General features: G+C 71.4%; 15 protein-coding genes. 4 read left to right on the top strand and 11 right to left on the bottom strand.

The genetic code is table 11. The features are described from left to right. Window positions 1-5 precede the first annotated feature (5 nt). The 4 genes from ABZ172_RS21450 to ABZ172_RS21435 all read right to left on the bottom strand — a co-directional run bounded on the left by ABZ172_RS21450 (window position 6) and on the right by ABZ172_RS21435 (window position 2,899). Entirely contained in the window at window positions 6-1,817 is a 1,812-nt protein-coding gene (locus ABZ172_RS21450; protein WP_356885344.1) for an LCP family protein, read from the bottom strand. 19 nt (window positions 1,818-1,836) lie between these two features. After that, window positions 1,837-2,454 carry a nicotinate-nucleotide adenylyltransferase gene (gene nadD / locus ABZ172_RS21445; RefSeq protein ID WP_356885343.1) on the bottom strand — a complete coding sequence of 206 codons (618 nt, stop codon included), beginning with the start codon at window positions 2,452-2,454 and terminating at the stop codon, window positions 1,837-1,839. Between the two features lie 46 nt (window positions 2,455-2,500). Beyond that, window positions 2,501-2,662, bottom strand: a complete 162-nt coding sequence (locus ABZ172_RS21440) for a hypothetical protein (protein ID WP_356885342.1) — start codon at window positions 2,660-2,662, stop codon at window positions 2,501-2,503. A gap of 84 nt (window positions 2,663-2,746) precedes the next feature. Next, window positions 2,747-2,899, bottom strand: coding sequence for a hypothetical protein (locus tag ABZ172_RS21435; protein WP_356885341.1), 153 nt, complete (start codon window positions 2,897-2,899; stop codon window positions 2,747-2,749). Window positions 2,900-3,009: 110 nt separating this feature from the next. Between ABZ172_RS21435 and ABZ172_RS21430 the strand changes: the two genes are divergently transcribed. After that, entirely contained in the window at window positions 3,010-4,149 is a 1,140-nt protein-coding gene (locus ABZ172_RS21430) for a M48 family metallopeptidase (protein WP_356885340.1), read from the top strand. Here ABZ172_RS21430 and ABZ172_RS21425 read toward each other — a convergent pair. The 5 genes from ABZ172_RS21425 to proB all read right to left on the bottom strand — a co-directional run bounded on the left by ABZ172_RS21425 (window position 4,082) and on the right by proB (window position 10,241). Then, window positions 4,082-5,200 (bottom strand): hypothetical protein, encoded by a 1,119-nt coding sequence (locus ABZ172_RS21425; protein WP_356885339.1) that lies wholly within the window; start codon window positions 5,198-5,200, stop codon window positions 4,082-4,084. The two genes, ABZ172_RS21430 and ABZ172_RS21425, sit on opposite strands and share 68 nt — an antisense overlap. A gap of 598 nt (window positions 5,201-5,798) precedes the next feature. Continuing rightward, window positions 5,799-6,398 (bottom strand): hypothetical protein, encoded by a 600-nt coding sequence (locus ABZ172_RS21420; protein WP_356885338.1) that lies wholly within the window; start codon window positions 6,396-6,398, stop codon window positions 5,799-5,801. A gap of 92 nt (window positions 6,399-6,490) precedes the next feature. Beyond that, window positions 6,491-7,774, bottom strand: a complete 1,284-nt coding sequence (locus ABZ172_RS21415; protein ID WP_356885337.1) for a glutamate-5-semialdehyde dehydrogenase — start codon at window positions 7,772-7,774, stop codon at window positions 6,491-6,493. Window positions 7,775-8,506: 732 nt separating this feature from the next. Beyond that, the gene (locus tag ABZ172_RS21410; RefSeq protein ID WP_356885336.1) at window positions 8,507-8,992 is read right to left on the bottom strand and encodes a hypothetical protein; all 486 of its coding nucleotides are present in this window, start codon (window positions 8,990-8,992) and stop codon (window positions 8,507-8,509) included. A 121-nt stretch (window positions 8,993-9,113) separates the two neighbouring features. After that, window positions 9,114-10,241 (bottom strand): glutamate 5-kinase, encoded by a 1,128-nt coding sequence (gene proB, locus ABZ172_RS21405; RefSeq protein ID WP_356885335.1) that lies wholly within the window; start codon window positions 10,239-10,241, stop codon window positions 9,114-9,116. 294 nt (window positions 10,242-10,535) lie between these two features. Here proB and ABZ172_RS21400 point away from each other — a divergent pair, with 294 nt between their 5' ends. Beyond that, complete coding sequence (locus ABZ172_RS21400) at window positions 10,536-11,963, top strand: polysaccharide pyruvyl transferase family protein (RefSeq protein WP_356885334.1); 1,428 nt, start codon at window positions 10,536-10,538, stop codon at window positions 11,961-11,963. A 123-nt stretch (window positions 11,964-12,086) separates the two neighbouring features. Here ABZ172_RS21400 and ABZ172_RS21395 read toward each other — a convergent pair whose 3' ends face one another. Next, on the bottom strand, window positions 12,087-13,409 hold the full coding sequence (locus tag ABZ172_RS21395; RefSeq protein WP_356885333.1) for an acyltransferase: 1,323 nt from the start codon (window positions 13,407-13,409) through the stop codon (window positions 12,087-12,089). A gap of 352 nt (window positions 13,410-13,761) precedes the next feature. Here ABZ172_RS21395 and ABZ172_RS21390 point away from each other — a divergent pair, with 352 nt between their 5' ends. Both ABZ172_RS21390 and rfbC read left to right on the top strand, forming a co-directional pair. Beyond that, entirely contained in the window at window positions 13,762-15,786 is a 2,025-nt protein-coding gene (locus ABZ172_RS21390) for a glycosyltransferase family A protein (protein ID WP_356885332.1), read from the top strand. A 78-nt stretch (window positions 15,787-15,864) separates the two neighbouring features. Beyond that, window positions 15,865-16,464 carry a dTDP-4-dehydrorhamnose 3,5-epimerase gene (rfbC, locus tag ABZ172_RS21385; protein ID WP_356885331.1) on the top strand — a complete coding sequence of 200 codons (600 nt, stop codon included), beginning with the start codon at window positions 15,865-15,867 and terminating at the stop codon, window positions 16,462-16,464. A 49-nt stretch (window positions 16,465-16,513) separates the two neighbouring features. Here the strand turns inward: rfbC and ABZ172_RS21380 are convergent, their stop codons facing one another. After that, window positions 16,514-17,308 (bottom strand): class I SAM-dependent methyltransferase, encoded by a 795-nt coding sequence (locus tag ABZ172_RS21380; protein WP_356885330.1) that lies wholly within the window; start codon window positions 17,306-17,308, stop codon window positions 16,514-16,516. Window positions 17,309-17,411 lie beyond the last annotated feature (103 nt).

The raw sequence follows: 17,411 nt of genomic DNA, 5'->3' as shown, positions 1-17,411 counted from the left end.
AGCCCTTACGACGTCTGCCCGGGGATCTCGTAGTCCTGCCCGAGGACGACGGACACGTCCGCGTTCGCCGCGGGCTCGCCCTTCCCGACCGAGCTCTCCGGCAGCCCGAGGGTCTTGGCGACCTCGACCGCCTTCGCCTTGTCCTCGGCGGCCCCGTAGACCACCTCGGAGGAGGTCGCGGCGCCCGCCGTGCCGCTGTCGACGAAGGCGTAGCCGCCGTTGACGAGCTGGACCCTGGCACGCTCGGTGCCCTTGGTGTTCCCGGTGGCGTTCTTGATGCCGACGCGGACCGCCGCACCCTGCTCGGGGGCCTTCACCTTGCCGCCCAGGACGTCCTTGACGACGCTCGCGACGGCCGACTCCGTGAGGGTTCCGTCACTCTGGACCGGGAGCAGCTCCGTCTTGTAGTCGCCGACCTTGGCGTGCCCGGCGAGCTTCGCCAGCGAGGCGCCCAGGTCCTGCTCCGGCAGGGACGGGTCGAGGATCTGGGCGAGCGTCTCGATGGTGACGGTCGCGGCCTTCGGGTCCTCGGACAGCTTGCGCAGCACACTGCGCATGACCTGGCCGAAGCGCATGAGCTGCTTGGCCTCCGGCTCGTCCGCCCCCCGGTAGGTGGCGTACGCGACGGCCATCGGACCGCTCAGCGTCTGCCCCTCCCCCTGCTCCACCAGCGGCGCGGCGCCCTTCTTGGCGTCGGGCACGGCCGTGTCGGTGTCGACCTCGATGTTGCCCACGAGTTCGACGAGGTTCTCCAGGTACGGGGTGTCGAGACGCCAGGTGCCGCTGATGCTGGTGCCGAGCAGGGTGTCGATCGCCTCACGGGTGCCGGTGGACCCGTCGTCGTCGACCGAGGTGCCGAGCGTGGTGGTGGCCCCGTCCTCCCCGGCCACGGCCAGCGAGTTGGGGAGCAGGACGGTGGTGCCCTGTCCGGTGGTGACGTTGTCCACGAGCAGCGCCGTGGAGGTGCCGCCCTTCTTGGTGTTGTGCAGATGGACGACGATCACGTCGCGCTTCTGCGGGCCCGTCGCCGTGGTGTTCTGTTCGCCGCCGCCCGAGACTCCGGGGATCTTCCCGGCGAACCAGAGGTAGCCCGCTCCGCCGACGACCACCAGGGCGGCGACGACTATCAGCGCGATCATCCGGTTGTGCCCGCGCCGTCGCGCTTCCTCGCGCCGCTCGCTGCGGCTCTCGGTGAACTTGAGCCAGTCGATGACGTCTTCGGACTCTTCGTCCGGCTCCTCGATGAAGGCGAACTGCTCGGTGCCCGGCTCGCCCTCGGCACGGCGCTGCCCGGGGACGGCGGCCTCGGCTGCCGGTTCGGGTTCGCGCTGCCGCTCCGGCTCCGGCGCAGGCGAAGACGGCGGTGGTGGCGGCGCGGCCGCGGGAGCCGGGGTGGCAGCCCACTGCTGGGTGGAGTCGTCCACGGCGGGCTGCCGGCCCGTGTCGTAGCCGTACGCCCCGTAGCCGTCGCCGTACCCGTATCCCTGCTGCGGGGGCTGGGCCTGCGGGGGCTGCGAGGGGTGGACCTGCTGCTGGGGCTGGGCCTGCTGCTGGGCGTACGGGTCGTAGTGCTGCTGTCCCTGCTGCTGGTAGACCGGCTGTCCGTACGCGTCGTAGCCGTAGCCGTAGCCCTGCTGCGGGTGCCCGCTCTGCTGATCCTGCTGCGGCTGCTGTTGCTGCTGCTGCTGCGCGTACGGGTCGTAGTGCTGCTGCCCCTGCTGCTGTCCCTGCTGCTGGTAGACCGGCTGCCCGTACTCGTCGTAGCCGATGATCTGGGGCTGCTGGTACGGGTCGTACGGGTTCTGTCGGTCGTTCACAGGTGCCCCTCTCCGTGGCTCATTCGCCGCGGTACAGCTGGCGCTTGTCGATGTAGCGGACGACGCCGTCCGGGACCAGGTACCAGACCGGCTCCCCCTGGGCGACCCGGGCGCGGCAGTCCGTGGACGAGATCGCCAGTGCGGGCACCTCCACCAGCGAGACCCCGCCCTTGGGCAGGCCGTCGTCCGTGAGCAGGTGACCCGGCCGGGTCACACCGATGAAGTGGGCGAGCGAGAAGAGTTCCTCGGCGTCGCGCCACGTCAGGATCTGGGACAGGGCGTCGGCCCCGGTGATGAAGAAGAGGTCCGCGTCGCCGTGGGCCGTGCGCAGGTCCCGCAGCGTGTCGATGGTGTACGTCGGCCCGCCGCGGTCGATGTCGCTGCGGCTGACCGAGAACTGCGGGTTGGACGCCGTCGCGATGACCGTCATCAGGTAACGGTCCTCGGCCGGTGACACCTGCTTGTGGCTCTTCTGCCAGGGCTGCCCGGTCGGGACGAAGACGACCTCGTCCAGGTGGAAGTGGGCGGCCACTTCGCTGGCCGCCACCAGGTGTCCGTGGTGGATCGGGTCGAACGTCCCGCCCATCACGCCGAGGCGGCGCTTGCCGCTGCCGGTAGGCACTTCCTGCTCTCCCATGCGTGCAGACCCTACTGGTACAGCTGTTCGCCTGTTCGCCTCGGACTCAGCGGTCCCGGTTGAAACGCGTCGTGATCCACAGCAGGACCAGCAGCGCGAGGAGCGCACCGCCACCGGTGAGGTACGGGCTGAGGCTTTCGTGGTTACCACCCTGCTCGCCTTCGGAGGCGAGGGTGACCAGCTGGTGCGCGGTGCTCGAGAGGCTCATCTTCTGCAGGACCTATCCATCGGGAATCAGGAGGGAGACGTCGCGCACATCGTATGCGGGCGCCACGGGCACGCTCACGCCGACTCAGTCGTTGTCGTCGTCGTTGCGGTATCCGCGCAGCAGGAACCAGGCGAGCAGGGCGGCTCCGACGAGCGAGACGAGCAGCACGATGCGAAGCGTGTCGCCCGGTCCCTGGTCCTCGGACACGGCGGCGAGCATGACGGCGGTGTGCGGCATTCCGGGCGCTCCTCAAAGTTATCCACAGCCCCCCGCACACCGTAGCGCCAGCGCCTACGCTGGCTTCTGTCAGGGGGACGAGCAACGTCTCGTACGAACAGGGGGCATCCATGACCGACACCAGTCACGAGAGCGTGCCGAGCAGGCACCGCAGGCGATTCCCGGACATCTCCTCGCGGGCCTACGAGCATCCGGCGGACCGCTCCGCCCTGGTGGCCCTGCGCAAGCTGAGCGGTTTCGACACGGTCTTCAAGGCGCTCAGCGGCCTGCTGCCCGAGCGGAGTCTGCGGCTGCTGTTCCTGTCGGACTCCGTGCGGGTGAGCGATGCCCAGTTCGCTCACCTGAACGACATGCTGCGGGACGCTTGTTACATCCTGGACCTCCAGAAGGTCCCTCCGATGTACGTGACGCAGAACCCGCAGCCGAACGCCATGTGCATCGGCCTCGACGAGCCGATCATCGTCGTGACCACCGGGCTGGTGGAGCTGCTCGACGAGGAGGAGATGCGGGCCGTCGTGGGCCACGAGGTGGGTCACGCCCTCTCCGGTCATTCGGTGTACCGCACGATATTGCTGTTCCTCACCAACCTCGCTCTCAAGGTGGCGTGGATCCCGCTCGGCAACGTCGCGATCATGGCGATCGTCACCGCGCTGCGCGAGTGGTTCCGTAAGTCGGAGCTGTCCGCGGACCGGGCCGGTCTCCTGGTGGGGCAGGATCTGCAAGCCTCGATGCGCGGGCTGATGAAGATCGCCGGCGGCAATCATCTGCACGAGATGAACGTGGACGCCTTCCTGGCGCAGGCCGACGAGTACGAGAAGAGCGGCGACCTCCGCGACTCCGTGCTCAAGATCCTCAATGTGCTGCCCCGGACGCATCCGTTCACCACGGTCCGGGCCTCCGAGCTGAAGAAGTGGTCGGAGAGCAGGGACTTCCAGCGCATCATGGACGGCCACTACCCCAAGCGCGACGAGGACAAGAACACCTCGGTGACGGACTCGTTCCGCGAGTCCGCGGCGCACTACGCGGACACGGTGCGCACCAGCAAGGACCCGCTGATGAAGCTCGTCGGTGACATCGCGGGCGGCGCGGGCGATCTGGGAGGCAAGCTCCGGGACAGGTTCACCGGCGCGGGCGGCGGGAACCCCGGCGGCGCCGGCAAGGACGGCAAGGGGGACCCGGGTGCTACGGACGGCTCAGAGGGGACGTGGCGGCGTCCGGGCCCGGAGGAGGGGACCGCGCCGGGGGCGTGACGGCCAGGGTGCCGCACAGCGCCGTGGTCGGCGCACCGGTGGCATAGGGGTCGGTGCCCGTGGGGCCGCGGGGGTCCGCCCGCTCGCCCGCGAGCAGTGGGTGCAGGGCTTCCGCGGTCGGGGCCGAGCAGGACTGCGGGCCGGCCTGGACATAGGCGTTGCGGACCTCCAGCCGGTGCAGCCGGATGTCTTCCCGGTCGAGCAGGAAATGCAGCACGCGGCGCACGGTGAAGAGGGAGTCTCCGTCGGCCCGGTGGGGGCCGGACACGGGGCGCCGCAGGGTGTAGGTGAAGGTGTGGTCGGACACCACTTCCAGGACGTCCGCCCCTGCCTCCCGGTAGGTGAGGCTGCCGTGGACCCTGATGTCGGGGGCGGCCAGTTCCACCTCGGCCGGGTCGAAGCGCACCAGCCAGCCGGTGGCGCTGTGCTCACCGTCGGCGGCCGGTGAGTCCACACTCCTGTCGAACTGCGCCGTCTGGTCGGGGTCGAGGAGCCGTCCGACCGGCCGGACCACCCCGCCGGTGAGGACATCGGGGTCGAGGGAGGAATTCACCAGGTAGTCCTTGGCCGTCGTGAGGGCCATGGTCACCTGGCTGTCCGAGAAGTTCTGGGTGCGCCGGACCGTCGGCAGGTTGATGCCCGAGGCCCCGGTGGCGTAGCCGGCGGCCGGGCCGTCGGCTACGAGCGACTCCGCGGTTCCTCCGGGCACGCGCCCCTGGGGAGCCAGCGGGACCACGGTGGCCTGGAGCGGCTCCGCCTGTCTGCCGACGGACGTCGGGTAGGGATTGCGGAACCCCAGGTACACGGCGGTCGCGAAGGCCAGCGCGATCAGCACGACGAGAGTGATACCGGCCCGCGACCGGTGCCTGCGGGGCACCCGGCCGGGGAGGGAGCGTACGGCGCGCGCGTGGTGACCCATGCGCTCCTTCGCGGAGAACTCCTGGAGCCGGGCAGCGCGGATGAACGACTCGTCGAAGACGAGTGAGCGGTACTCGTCCTCGCCCCCCGGGTTGTCGGGCGGCCCTTCCGGCGGTTCTCCGCGGCCTGTCATGACTACTCCCGATCTCCGCGCCACCGGCTGGGCCGGCGCTGGGATCCACCTCGGCCCCATGGCACCGGGCGGACCTGTCCGTCACGGGTTCGACAGTTTCGGCAGTGAGGCAGGTGCTGACTCGCTCCCCGGGGACGGGGACAGGGAGGAGGGGTCACACGGTCTTACCTTCAGATTGGGTCGATCCTCATCAAGGTAAACGCCCCGCAGGTCGGAGCGCAGGTGGAGCGCGGCCGGGAGGGCGGCCGGGAGGACGGGCAGCGCGGGGCCCGCGGCACGGGGAGCAGCAGGGAGACAGGCAGCACGGGCCGGCGGCACGCAGGACGCCGGGGAGACCGACGGAAGGGAGAGCGCGCGGCACGGAGGGCGCCGGGCAGACCGGCGGAAGGAAAGTCGCGCGGCACGGGGAGCACCGCCAGGAGTCAGGCAGCGAAGGCCGGCGGCACGGAGGGCGGCAGGAAGACCGACGGAGGGAAGGGGGGCGCGCGGCATGGAGAGGGCGGCATGGATACAGGCAGCAGGAAGACCCGCAACAGGAAGCCCGGCCGAAGGGAGGCGTGCGGCACGGAGGGCGCCCGGGAAAGCGGTCAGGGAGCGCTCACGGGGTCCGGGGGACAGCGGACACCGCGGGCTGGGAGTGGTCGGCCGAGACGGACGGATCCCCGCTCGGATCGCCGACTCCGCTGGTGGCCGGCGGCGGCACCTGGTCCTGTCGGTCGGCCGCCGCGCCCCGGTACACGGCGCTGAAGGCGAGCGCCACCATCCCGACGCCCATGAGCAGGGCGAGCAGCCAGGCGACCGGTCGGTGCCAGCGGGCCGAGCCCCGGTAAGGGCGCAGCGAACCGCCGTGGCGTCCGTAGGGGCCGTCCTCGTCCTCACGGGCGGCGTCCGGGTCATCCGGGTCGTAGGAGCCGCCATGGGCCCTGCCGCGGCCGTACACGCCGTCGGGGCCGTACCCGTCCTCGTAGGGATCGTCGTCCCGGGCCCTGCCTCTCCGACGCGACCGGGAGGCCTCCGCCTCGGCGCGGGCCTGTGCGGCGGCCAGCAGACGCTCGACCGCGGTGGGTTCGTGGATCGGGGCGGACCGGACGAAGTCCTCGTCGAAGACCACGGCGGCGAAGTCCTCGTCCGCGCCCCCGCGGTCGTCGTCGGGCTCCCAGCCGTCCGGGAACGGCCTGCCCCCCACGTCTTCCGGCACGGTTTCAGCGTAGCCCCGGTGGGGTGTTTTGGGCAGGGAGCCCGCAAAGTCGCCCGACCCGCCGATTCCCCCGCCCTGCCGCAGTCGTCCGGTCAGCGGATGTGGCCGTCACCGGTGACGATGTACTTCGTGGACGTCAGCTCGGGCAGCCCCATCGGCCCGCGGGCGTGCAGCTTCTGCGTGGAGATGCCGATCTCGGCGCCGAACCCGAACTGGCTGCCGTCCGTGAAGCGGGTGGACGCGTTCACGGCGACCGTCGTGGAATCCACCAACTGGGTGAACCGGCGAGCCGCCGCCTGCGAGGTGGTCACGATCGCCTCGGTGTGGCCGGAGGACCAGAGCCGGATGTGCGCCACCGCGGACTCCAGGGATTCCACGACCGCCGCGGCGATGTCGTACGAGAGGTACTCGGTCTCCCAGTCCTCCGGGGTCGCCGCCACGACGGTGGCCTTGGACCCCTCGGCGTACGCCAGCACCCGCTCGTCTCCGTGCACGGTGACGCCGGCCTCGGCCAGCGCGTCCAGGGCCAGGGGAAGGAACTCCGCCGCGATGTCCTTGTGCACCAGGAGGGTCTCGGCGGCGTTGCACACGCTCGGGCGCTGCGCCTTGGAGTTGAGCAGGATCTCGACGGCCATGGTCAGGTCGGTTTGCGCGTCGACGTACACGTGGCAGTTGCCGGTGCCGGTCTCGATGACCGGGACCGTCGACTCCTCCACCACGGTCCGGATCAGGGAGGCGCCGCCGCGCGGGATGAGTACGTCGACGAGGCCGCGGGCCCGCATCAGTTCGCGCACCGAGTCGCGGCTCTCGCCCGGGACGAGCTGCACCGCGTCCGCGGGGAGGCCCGAACCGCCCACCGCGTCGCGGACCACCCGGACGAGTGCGGTGTTGGAGGCGTACGCCGACGACGATCCGCGCAGCAGCACCGCGTTGCCGGACTTCAGGCAGAGCGCGGCCGCGTCGACGGTCACGTTGGGCCGGGCCTCGTAGATGATGCCGACGACGCCGAGCGGCACCCGCACCTGGCGCAGGTCGATGCCGTTGGGGAGGGTCGAGCCCCGGACCACTTCACCGACCGGGTCGGGCAGCGCGGCCACGTGGCGCGCGTCCGCGGCGATCGCACGGATCCGCTCCGGCGTCAGGGTGAGACGGTCGACGATCGACTCGCTGGTCCCGGCCTCCCGGGCCTTCGCGACGTCCTCGGCGTTCGCCTCGACGATCTCGCCGGTGCGCACTTCGAGCGCGTCCGCGATCGCCAGCAGGGCGTCGTCCTTCGCCGCACGCGGGAGCGGCGCGATGTCGTCGGCGGCGGCGCGTGCCCGGTAGGCGGCCTGGGCGACCGGGGACATGTTGTCGTACGGCGAAAGCGTGGTCATGCCCGCAGGGTAGTGCGCCCACTGCGGGCATCCCTCACGTATCCCGTGATACGAGACACCCGTGACGCGGGACGGGGGCTTCGCCGCCCTTTGACCGGGTCGGGACCGCCCGGCCGTCACCGTCCCGGGCTGGCGCGCCGCCCGGCCCCGCTCCCCTCGCACCCCGTCCGGAACGCCCGGCCCCGCGACCGTGGCACCGTCCCCCCGCCCGGTATCCGCACGGCATCCGCCCGGCCGTCCGGCATCCGCCCGGCGAAACGACGGAGGCGCACACCCACCGAAGCACGCACCCTCGGCACGCGCCGACCGGGACGCGCATCCACCGACCCGCGCACCCATCGCGCCTCCCGCCCACCGATACGGAGAAGCCGCACGCCCACACAGGCCCAACCCGGTGCACGCTCATCGAGGCGCGCACCACCGAGACAGACGCCAGGCGCGGGCCCCGCACGAGCCGCGAGCGCGCGCCCGTAAGCGGACCGGAGCTCCCCGCCCGCGCCCCACAGCCGGGCTCCCCGGTCCTCGGCCGGCATCTCTCCCCCGCCCCGGACCCGACCCGAAGCTCCGCCGTGGAACCGGCCCGATCCCGGGCACAGCCGCCCCGGCCGTCAGCTCTCCTCCGACCCCGACCCGGCCCGAAGCTCCGCCGCGGACCCGGCCCGGCCCCGGGCACAGCCCGCCCCGGCCGGCAGCACTCCCCCGGCCCCCGGCCGCATGGACAGGATGGTCAGCTCAGTACGGGTGGACTCCCACGGGGGCGGCCGGCGGGGGGCCGTAGCCCTCGGCGACGCGCAGGTGGTAGGTCTCCCGGTCGATGACCTCCAGGCCGACGATCTCCCAGGGCGGGAGCTGCGCGCTGGAGCGGTGCTCACCCCACAGCCGCAGGGCGACCGCAGCGGCGTCGTGCAGGTCCCGGGCCTCCTCCCAGTAGCGGATCTCCGCGTGGTCGTTGGCGTACCTGCTGGTGAGCAGGAAGGGGTGGTCGTGCGCCAGCTGTTCCAGCCCGCGCCTGACCTCCTTCAGGGGTGTCTCGCCGCCGGAGACGCTGAGGGTGATGTGCCACAACTTGGAGCGGGTCAGCTCCTCGTCCGTCACCACGCGTCTCGGGTCCGGGGTCTGGTCCGCGGGCGTGCCGACGGCGTCGGATCCCGCCCCGACGCTGGTCAGGGCACGGCTGCCCGTGCCGCGGGGCAGTGCCCCCGGGCGCGCTCGTCTCACCGGTGGCCTCCTGTGGATGTGTGGCTGTCCCGACCCCTTTTGTGTCCCTGTGACAAAGTTGACCAGCCCGGGGCCGGGCGTGGGGCGGTTTTCCTGAAGGTCCCGCCCGAAGGCCGGACTTTCAGCCGTTTCGGGGGCCCGAACGTGGCGTGAGGACGACGAGATCGTCCCTGTGTACGACTTCCCGTTCGTAGGCGGGGCCCAGTTCGCGCGCGAGGTCGCGGGTGGACCGGCCGAGCAGCTGGGGGATCTCCTTGGCGTCGAAGTTGACGAGGCCGCGGGCGACGGCCCGGCCGGCGGGGTCCCGCAGCTCGACCGGGTCCCCGGCGGAGAACTCGCCCTCGACGGCGGAGATCCCGGCGGGCAGCAGGGAGGTGCGGCGCTCGACGACGGCGCGTACGGCGCCCTCGTCGAGGGTGAGGGCGCCCTGCGGGGTGGAGGCGTGGGCCAGCCAGAGCAGCCGGTCGGCCGAGCGGCGCCCGGTGCGGTGGAAGTACGTCCCGGTGTCCCGCCCCGCGAGGGCGTCGGCGACCCGGCTCGCCGAGGTGAGGACGACGGGGATGCCCGCGGCGGTGGCGATGCGGGCCGCCTCGACCTTGGTGACCATGCCCCCGGTGCCGACGCCCGCCTTTCCGGCGCTGCCGATGGTGACGCCTTCGAGGTCGGCGGGACCGCTCACCTCGGCGATGCGGGAGGTGCCCGGTGTGCTCGGGTCCCCGTCGTAGAGGCCGTCGACGTCGGAGAGCAGCACCAGGAGGTCGGCGTGGACGAGGTGGGCGACGAGCGCGGCGAGCCGGTCGTTGTCCCCGAAACGGATCTCGTCCGTCGCCACGGTGTCGTTCTCGTTGACGACGGGGAACGCCCCCATCTCCAGGAGCTGGTCGAGCGTGCTGTACGCGTTGCGGTAGTGGGCGCGCCGGCTGGTGTCGTCGGAGGTGAGCAGCACCTGTCCGACCCGCACGCCGTACCGGGCGAAGGACGCGGTGTAGCGGGCGACGAGCAGGCCCTGGCCGACGCTGGCGGCCGCCTGCTGCCGGGCCAGGTCCTTGGGCCTGCGGACCAGGCCGAGGGGTGCGAGGCCCGCCGCGATGGCGCCGCTGGAGACGAGGACCACCTCGCGGTCCCCGCCGCTCCTGACCTTGGCGAGCGCGTCGACGAGTGCGTCGACCCGGTCGGCGTCCAGGCCGCCCGCCGCGGTGGTGAGCGAGGAGGAGCCGACCTTGACGACGATCCTCCGGGCCTCGGTCACCCCGGGTCTGCGTCCCGCTCCGGCGGCGGCGGAGGTGTGGACCGCGGCTTCGGACGCCGCTGCCGCGCCCTGAGATTCCCTTGCCCCTGACACGTACGTCCGTCCCCACATCACGTCGTTCCGCTCCGTCCTCCCAATCTACGCGAGCGGTGACCGCGGGCACCGTGCCGTCTCAGCTGCTGTCACATCCGACCCTCCTTACGTGAGAACACCGGATTTCGCCTGCCCGACATGCGACTGAATGCGAGCATTTACGCAATCTCCACCGCGCGTTCATCGGGCTACCCTCTTTGTGTGACAGATGAACCGGCCCGCCAGAGGCGCATCCTCCTCCGCTCAGGCAAGAGTCCCTTCGATGTGGCTTCGCTCGAACAGTCCCTCCACAGAGATGTCTTCGCGACCAACGCGGGCAATCTGATCTTCAGTGACGCGGCGCACAAGCTGCTGACGACCTCACGGGCCGAGGTCTTCTCCAACGGCATCCGTACGGATCCTTCGGCGGCGGCCCGGATAAACGAGGAGTTCGACGCCTTCGTCGTGCCGCTCGCGAACGCGTTCCGGCCGACCTTCGAGCGCCCCCTGAAGCGGATGACGCAGCTGATCAAGAAGCTGCGCATCCCCGTCGTCGTCCTGGGTGTCGGCGCTCAGGCGGACCTCAAGTACAACGCCGACCGGCTGAAGCCGATGGAGCCGACGGTCCGGGAGTTCGTCACGGAGGTGCTCAACCGCAGCGCGTCCATCGGCGTGCGGGGCGAGTTCACCGAGCAGTACCTCAACAAGATGGGCTTCAAGGACGTCGAGGTCATCGGCTGCCCCTCGATGTTCCTGCACGGCGAGACGTTCACGGTGGAGAAGAGGTCCGAGTCCCTCACCGCGGAATCCCGCATCTCGGTGAACGGCTCGCACAGCGCCGTGCGTTCGCACGGGCTCGACGCCATCATCCGGCAGGCCCACGAGCGCTACCCGCATCTGCGGTTCGTCGGGCAGAACCTCCTTGAGGCCCAGCTGCTGCACTGGCGGGAAACCGCCAACCCGATCGGCGCGCAGACCTCGATGCCGACCCATCCGTCCCACCCGATGTACCGCGAGGGCAAGGTCCGGCTCTACGTCGACCCGGCCACCTGGATCGAGGAGCTGCGGGCGTTCGACTTCTCGTTCGGCTCCCGCATCCACGGCAACATCGCGGCGCTGCTGGCCGGCGTCCCGAGCACCGTGCTGTGCAGTGACTCCCGGACCCTGGAGCTCTGCCGCTACTTCGGCATCCCGCACCGCAAGATCTCCGAGACGCCCAAGAACATCGACCCCGCCGAGCTGTACGAGGCGGCGGACTTCAGCGAGCTCGTGAACGGCCACAAGGAGCGCTTCCTGCGCTTCACCGGCTTCATGGAGAAGAACGGCCTGGAGAACACCTTCCACCACGGCGACCGGGGGAAGGCCTTCGACGCCCAGGTCTCCAAGCTCGCCCTGCCGCCCGCCGTCCGGCCGTGGACCGACGCCGGACCGGACGCGCTGAGCAGCCGCTTCAGCTTCATGCAGAGCCGGCTGGAGGAGCTGTCCGCGCAGAACGCCCTGCTGCTGGGGCAGCTGGAGAAGAAGGCGGGCCGCCCGGTCGACATCAGCCTCCAGGCCGGCGCCGGATCGGCCGCGTGGCCCGCCGCCTACCGGCGCGCACGGCGCGTGGTGGGCCGCCCGGTCCGCAGGCTGCTGCGCCCGGAGCAGTAGACCGGAGCAGCAGACCGGACGACGCTCGGGCCCGCGCACCGGCCGGGGCGTGCGCCGTCCCTGCCGCCGACGGGACACGGGGCGGTCCCCGCCGCGGGGCGACCGACGGCGGGCCCCTCCCGGTCAGGCAGGGGGGCCGCCGGCACGTCCGGTGTCGCCGGACGCCTGGGCCGGCACGGCCGACGGTGCCTCGGCGCCGGGGTGACCGGCAGCCGCGGAGGATCCGGAGGGCGCCGCTCCGACTCCGGCCGGGGGCCGGGTGGAGGCGGAGCCGCTGTTCCCGGGCGTCCGGGTGGGCGCGGAGCCGGCGGTTCCGGGCCGCCGGGCGCGGGCGGAGCCGACGTCCTTGAGCCGCATCGCCGGACGCTCGACCAGGTGCCAGGACAGCACCGCGGCGCCCAGCGCTCCCGCAAGCGACATCGCGAGGTACGGCCAGAAGCCCCAGCGGGCCAGCCCCAGCGCCACCAGGGACTGCTGCACCACGAAGCCGTAGATGTAGATGCCGTACGAGTAGTCGTGCCGTGCGCCGACGCGCCGGAACGGTGCCGGCAGCCGGATGGCCAGCCACAGCAGCAGATAGGCGAAGGCGGGCAGTCCGACGACGAAGAGGTAGCCGAAGCGGAGGCTGCCGAGCAGGACCAGCGCGGACGCCACGCCGAGCACGTCGCTGACCGGGATCCGCTCGCGGTACAGCTCGATGAGCGTCCCGAGACCGAAGGCGAAGCCGAGGTAGAGGACGATGTCCGGGTCGAACTTGCCCGTGACCTCGAAGAACTCGATGGACCGGTGGTAGGTGGAGTCCGGGAATCCGGCCCAGAAGGGCTCGTGCACCGCGTCGCGGAGAATCAGCCAGCCCAGTACGCCGACGAGCAGCAGCGCGACCCGGCGCGCCCGTGCCAGCACGCCGGTCACGGCGAGGACGGCGACGCCGAGGTAGCACAGCACCTCGTAGCGCAGCGACCACAGCGCGGCGTCGATGCTGGGGCTGTGCGCGAGACCCGCGTCGCCCGCGGTGGCCACGACACCGGAGACGTCGTTCTGCCGGGGCGCGACGGCCCAGTTGGACGCCATGTAGTCCCACGGCCCGCGGGGGTGGCCCCAGAAACCGTCCAGGCCGCCCTGCTGCCTCCAGTAGAGGAGCGGGGCGACCAGGAAAGCGGTCACCGCGAGGCAGACCCAGAGGCCGGGCAGCAGGCGCAGGGCCCGGTGCCACAGGAAGCGCCCCAGTGGGAGCCGCTTGCCGCTGCGCGTGACGAGGATGCCGGAGAGCACGAAGAAGCCGTACACGGCCATGTTGCCGAGGTTGGCCTGCCCGTGGCTGAAGCGGAAACCGAACTCGCTGTCCCCGAAGCCCAGGACACTCGCGTGCGAGACGACGACGCCGGAGGCCAGCGCGAGGCGCAGGGCGCCGAGGCTGTTGTCACGGCCGGCGAAGCGCTCGGCCACCGACCCCCGTGACCAGCGCGGACGACCGGAACTGATGATCCGCGTAAAGATGGATGACTCCTGAAACAACCGGGGGAGCAAAACGTCCTGGGCTCACTCGCAGAAGGGTCATGGATACGAGCGTCAACGTACATCCCCTCCGTACCGTCATGCTCATGGGCATGCAGAACCGGCGTGAGAGGCCCCTGAATGGCACCGGATCAACCGGTAGATGCCCGCTTTTCCGGCGGCGTCCGAACTGTTCGATCGCGGCAGCGGTTAGAGTGCATGCGGACGGTGGCCCCCTGCCCTCGATCGGCAAGCGGCCCACACGCCTTCTTGCAGTCCAGGGTTCTCAAAGGTGGGGCGCGTCGTGTCAGTCAAAGTAAGTGTTGTCATTCCGGTTTACAACCCCGGCAAGTACATCGATCCGTGCATCGACTCACTGCTGCGCCAGACCCTGCCCGCGGACGAGTTCGAAGTCCTGTTCGTGAACGACGGTTCGACGGACGACACACGGGAACGGCTTGAGACGCTGTCGGCCGAGCACCCCCACTTCCGGGTGATCACCATTCCGAATTCGGGCTGGCCCGGTAAGCCCCGGAATATCGGCGTGGCCGAGGCCGCCGGCGAGTACGTGCAATTCGTCGACCAGGACGACTACCTCGGCGTCGAGGCGCTGGAACGGCTGTACGCGATGGGGCACCGCAACGGCTCGGACATCGTCATCGGCAAGGTGGCGAGCAACTTCCGCGGAGTCCCGCACGCCGTCTTCAAGAAGAACCGCGAGAAGTGCACGCTGCGCGACGCCCCGCTGTACGACAGCCTGACCCCGCACAAGATGTTCCGCACGGAGTTCCTGCGCGAGAACGGGATCGCCTACCCCGAGGGGAAGCGGCGCCTCGAGGACCAGCTCTACATGATGCAGGCGTACTTCCCCGCCGAGGTCGTCTCGATCCTGGGCGACCACACCTGCTACTTCTATTCCAAGCGGGACGACGGGAAGAACGCGGGCTCCGCGCGGATCGTCCCGTCCGGCTACTACGGGAACCTCCGCGAGGTCCTCGACGTGGTGGTGGAGAACACCGAGCCCGGGGAGTTCCGGGACCTCCTGCTGCGCCGCTTCTACCGCGTGGAGATGCTGGGCCGCCTCAGCGAGCCGGCCGTCCTCTCGTACACGCCCGAGTTCCTCGACGAGATGTGCGACGCCGTCGAGGGCCTGGCGAAGGACTTCATGGACGACGGTGTCCACGACGGGCTCGGTGCGGTGCAGCGGCTGCGCTCCACCCTGCTGCGCGACGACGACCGGCAGGGGCTCCTGCGGATCGCCCGGTTCTCCGCGGCCGTCAAGGCGTCCGCCCGCCTGGAGGACTTCGCCTGGCAGCCGGACGGAAGTATCGAGATCACCGTGACCGGCCGCCTCGTCCACGGCGAGGAGGGGACGCCGCTGAGGCTGCTCCGCCGCGACGACCGCTTCCACCTGCACCCCGACCTCACCGCGGGTCTGCTGCCCGAGGGGGAACTCCTCGACGTCACCGACGACCTCGGCGGGTTCTCCGCCGAGATGGCCCTGCGCAACCGCGAGACGGCCGTCGAGTGGCCCTGCCCGGCGAAGTTCACGGCAGAGACGGTGGACCTGGGAGACGACGTCTTCGAGGTGGTGCTGCACGGCACGGGGCGCCTGTCCCCGGACGCCGTCAAGGGCCGCGGCCGGCTCTCCCGCGGCTTCTGGGACGTGTGGGTCCCGCTGCGCGGCCTGGGCCTGGTGCGCAAGGCACGGCTCGGCGCCGACCGTGCGCCGCGGGTGGACGAGGCGTGCCTGCCCGCCCTCCTGGGCCCCGCCGCCCGGCCTGTCATTCCGTACTTCACCGATCCGCACGGCAACCTCACCCTCGACGTCGCCCGCCGCGGCAAGAAGCTGGCCCCCCGGCTTGAGGGTCGTCCGGTCCTGCTGGTCCCGGGCGGCAGGCCGGAGCTCCGGCTCGACCTGCTCACCACGGCCGGGACGGGCCCGGCCGCGGTCCAGCTGTTGCTGTCGCAGGACGACTCCGCCCACGTCTTCCCCTCCTCGCTGGTCCCCACGGAGGGCCGCGCCCACCTGCCGCTGCCCGCCCTGGCGGCGGTCCCGGCCGGCACGTGGCAGCTGTCCGTGAAGCTGGACGGCGCCAAGGGCGCGCCGCTCCCCCTCTTCGCGGTGTCCGTCGACGCCCGCGGACGGATCAAGCTGCCCGCCGGCCTGCCCGAGGCCGACCGTGACCTGGTCGGCCGGGTCGTCTCGAAGCGCCGTAAGGCGACGGTGCGCCGCACGCTGAGCAAGGTCGGCGGCCCGCTCGCCCGCCGGCTCCCCGGCGGGGCCCGCAAGCGCGTACGGCGTCTCGCCGGCCGGATCATCGGCTGACCGCCGCCCGTTCCGGGCCGCGCGGCGGCCGACGCACACCCACGCACACGCACACGCACGTACAAGGACGTGATCAACATGCGGCAGCTCTCCATCCCGGGCGCCCTGGTCCACGAGCCGAAGGTCTTCCCGGACAGTCGCGGAAGCTTCCACGAGTGGTACCAGGGGGCCGGCCTCACCGAGGCGGTCGGGCACCCGCTGCGGCTCGCCCAGGCCAACTGCTCCGTCTCCAGCCTGGGCACCCTGCGCGGCGTCCACTTCGCCGATGTGCCGCCGAGCCAGGCGAAGTACGTGAAGTGCGTACGGGGCGCGGTGCTCGACGTCATCGTGGACATCCGTGTCGGCTCCCCGACGTACCGGCGGTGGGAGGCCGTGCGGCTCGACGACGTCGACCACCGCTCCGTGTACCTCTCGGAGGGCCTCGGGCACGCCTTCATGGCCCTGACGGACGACGCCACGGTCGTCTACCTCTGCTCGGAGGGGTACGCGCCCGGCCGGGAGCACGGCATCAACCCGCTCGACCCGGCGCTGGGCATCGAGTGGCCCGACGGCATCACCCCGCTGCTGTCCGACAAGGACGCGGCCGCCCCCACGCTGGCCGAGGCGGAGGAGCAGGGTCTCCTGCCCACGTACGAGGCCTGCCTGGCCTACGCCGAGGAGCTGCGCGCCCGCGGCTGACCACGGTGCGCCCCCGGTCCGCAGGCAGGGACCGGGGGCACCTCGCCGCTCAGCGGGCCGCGGCCTCCATGGTCCGGCGCAGCGGGGCGAAGGCGGACCGGGGGCGGCGCAGATTGCGTGCCCGGACGAGTGCCGGCCAGAAGCCGGCCTGCAGGAACGCCTCGGGCCGGACGGCGTTCTTGCGCACCAGGACCTCCTCGGGCACCTGCTGCGGGTCGGGGACGACGTACTCCTCGACGATGCTCTCGTACGCGTCGCTCAGGACGGTGCTGCCGGGGTCGGCGCCGAGCACGACCACCACACCGGTGGGCTCGGTGTCCACCTCCACGACGAACAGGTCGGGGCGGTGGCGGCGCAGGACCTCGGCCACCTTGTAGACGTCTCCGGTCCAGAACTTCGTGTGCCGGTCCCGTGCCGCCTCGTCGACGTCCCGCGGGAGCATGTCGTCCAGCACGATGACGCTCGTCCAGCGGGAGTGCCGCTCGACGTTCATGAAGTCACGCAGCGCGTACTCGAACAGGTGCATGCCGTCGATGAAGGAGAGCTCCAGCTTCGGATCGGCGCCCAGCAGGTTCAGCGGGTCCCGGCGGGCGAGGGCCCGGAACGGGTTGCGGCCGTTGCGCAGGTGCAGCAGCGGGTCCTTGCGCGCGAAGAAGTCGTCGCTGGTGGCCCGGACCAGGTGGACGTCGCAGCTGATGTCCGTCACCACCCGGAACGCCGGGTCGACGGCGACGGAGGGGACCCGGGAAAGGGCCAGGCTCCGCCCGTCGTTGACACCGATCTCCAGGTAGGTGCGAGGACGGTAGACGCGGTGCAGGGACCGGAGGAACTCATGGCGGTTCACGTGGAGCAGCCCTTCGACAGGGACCGACTGGCCGGGTTTTTCCGAAGAAAGTAACCCAGGAACGCCCGGTACGGGAGCTGTTCCACCCGACTGCGTGCGGGCG

Origin of the sequence: Streptomyces sp. NPDC006296 (assembly GCF_040613235.1) — a bacterium.
In the GTDB taxonomy this organism is placed as follows: Bacteria; Actinomycetota; Actinomycetes; order Streptomycetales; family Streptomycetaceae; genus Streptomyces.
Note: the sequence above shows the minus strand (reverse complement) of the source record. Positions and strands in the feature narration are given on the sequence as shown.